Raw genomic sequence first — 2,480 nt, forward strand, 5'->3', positions numbered from 1 at the left:
CCTGCATTGCCGACGGTGAACGCGACGGACGGTACATCGCTGTCGGGTACGGCCGAAGCGGGCGCAACGGTCAACATCGACACGAATGGCGACGGTACACCGGATGCAACCGTGACGGCGGACCCGAGTGGCGCGTGGACGTATACGCCATCAACCCCACTGCCGGTTGGCACGGTGATCGGCGTGACGGTCACCGATGCGGCAGGCAATACGGGTCCGTCTGCTTCGGTGACGGTGACGGGCGATACGACGGCACCGGCCGCACCGATCATCGGCACCGTGACGGATGACGTAGGCTCCATTGTTGGTGCGATCGTCTCTGGTGGTGCTACTGATGATGCAACGCCGACATTGAGCGGTACTGCGGAAGCGGGTAGCACGATCAATGTGTACGACGGCACGACGCTACTGGGCACGACGACGGCAGACCCGTCCGGAAACTGGACGTTCACGCCGACTACTGGTTTGGGAGAGGGCGCACACGCAATCACGGTGACTGCAACGGACACGGCAGGCAACGTGAGTGTGCCGAGCGCGGCATTCGACCTGACGATCGATACGACGGCTCCTGCATTGCCGACGGTGAACGCGACGGACGGTACATCGCTGTCGGGTACAGCCGAAGCGGGCGCAACGGTCAACATCGACACGAACGGCGACGGTACACCGGATGCAACCGTGACGGCGGACCCGAGTGGCGCGTGGACGTATACGCCATCGACCCCACTGCCGGTTGGCACGGTGATCGGCGTGACGGTCACCGATGCGGCAGGCAATACGGGTCCGTCTGCCTCGGTGACGGTGACGGGCGATACGACGGCACCGGCCGCGCCGATCATCGGCACCGTGACGGACGATGTGGGCTCGGTTGTTGGCGCGATCGTTTCAGGCGGCAGTACGGATGACGCAACACCTACTCTTGGTGGCACGGCAGAGGCAGGTAGCACGGTGAGCGTTTATGACGGCACGACGCTGCTGGGCACCACGACGGCAGACCCGTCCGGAAACTGGACATTCACACCGACTACTGGTTTGGGAGAGGGCGCACACGCAATCACGGTGACTGCAACGGATACGGCAGGCAACGTGAGTGCGCCGAGCGCAGCATTCGACCTGACGATCGATACGACGGCGCCTGCATTGCCGACGGTGAACGCGACGGACGGTACGTCGCTGTCGGGCACGGCGGAAGCGGGTGCAACGGTCAACATCGATACGAACGGCGACGGTACGCCGGACGCCACTGTGACGGCCGATCCGAGCGGCGCGTGGACGTACACCCCCTCGACCCCGCTGCCGATCGGCACGGTGATCGGTGTGACGGTCACCGATGCGGCAGGCAATACGGGGCCGTCTGCTTCGGTAACGGTGTCGGGGGATACGACGGCGCCTGCCGCACCGGTCGTTGTTAGCGTCACGGACGACGTGGGTTCCGTTGTTGGCGCGATCACTTCTGGTGGTGCTACTGATGATGCAACGCCGACATTGAGCGGTACTGCGGAAGCAGGTAGCACGATCAATGTGTACGACGGCACGACGCTGCTGGGTACCACGACGGCAGATCCGTCTGGAAACTGGACGTTCACGCCGAGCACGGGTTTGGGAGAGGGCGCACACGCAATCACGGTGACTGCAACGGATACGGCAGGCAACGTGAGTGCGCCGAGTGCGGCATTCAACCTGACGATCGATACGACGGCTCCTGCATTGCCGACGGTGAATGCGACGGACGGTACATCGCTGTCGGGTACAGCCGAAGCGGGCGCAACGGTCAACATCGATACGAATGGCGACGGCACGCCGGATGCAACCGTGACGGCCGACCCGAGCGGCGCATGGACGTATACGCCGTCGACCCCGCTGCCGGTCGGCACGGTGATTGGCGTGACGGTCACCGATGCGGCAGGCAATACGGGTCCGTCTGCTTCGGTGACGGTGTCGGGCGATACGACGGCACCGGCCGTACCGATCATCGGCACCGTGACGGACGACGTGGGCTCGGTTGTTGGCGCGATCGTTTCAGGCGGCAGTACGGATGACGCAACACCTACTCTTGCTGGCACGGCAGAGGCAGGTAGCACGGTGAGCGTTTATGACGGCACGACGTTGCTGGGCACCACGACGGCAGACCCGTCCGGAAACTGGACGTTCACGCCGACCACGGCGCTGGGTGAAGGCGCACACAGCCTGACCGTCACCGCAACGGACACTGCGGGCAACGTCAGCGCACCGAGCGCGTCGTTTGCGATCACGATCGATACGACGGCTCCTGCATTGCCGACGGTGAACGCGACAGACGGTACGTCGCTGTCGGGCACGGCGGAAGCGGGAGCGACGGTCAATATCGACACGAACGGCGACGGTACGCCGGACGCTACTGTAACGGCCGACCCGAGCGGTGCGTGGACGTATACGCCGTCGACCCCGCTGCCGATCGGCACGGTGATTGGTGTGACGGTCACCGACGCAGCAGGCAATAC

Annotated in this window: 1 protein-coding gene; it reads left to right on the top strand. The window is 64.5% G+C overall.

Annotation, left to right across the window (positions count from 1 at the left end; translation table 11 throughout):
* Window positions 1–2,480 (top strand): Ig-like domain-containing protein (locus tag WT97_RS11455; RefSeq protein ID WP_257128483.1); only part of this gene is annotated, 2,480 nt, incomplete at both ends.

Origin of the sequence: Burkholderia sp. MSMB1459WGS (assembly GCF_001534535.1) — a bacterium.
GTDB lineage: Bacteria > Pseudomonadota > Gammaproteobacteria > Burkholderiales > Burkholderiaceae > Burkholderia.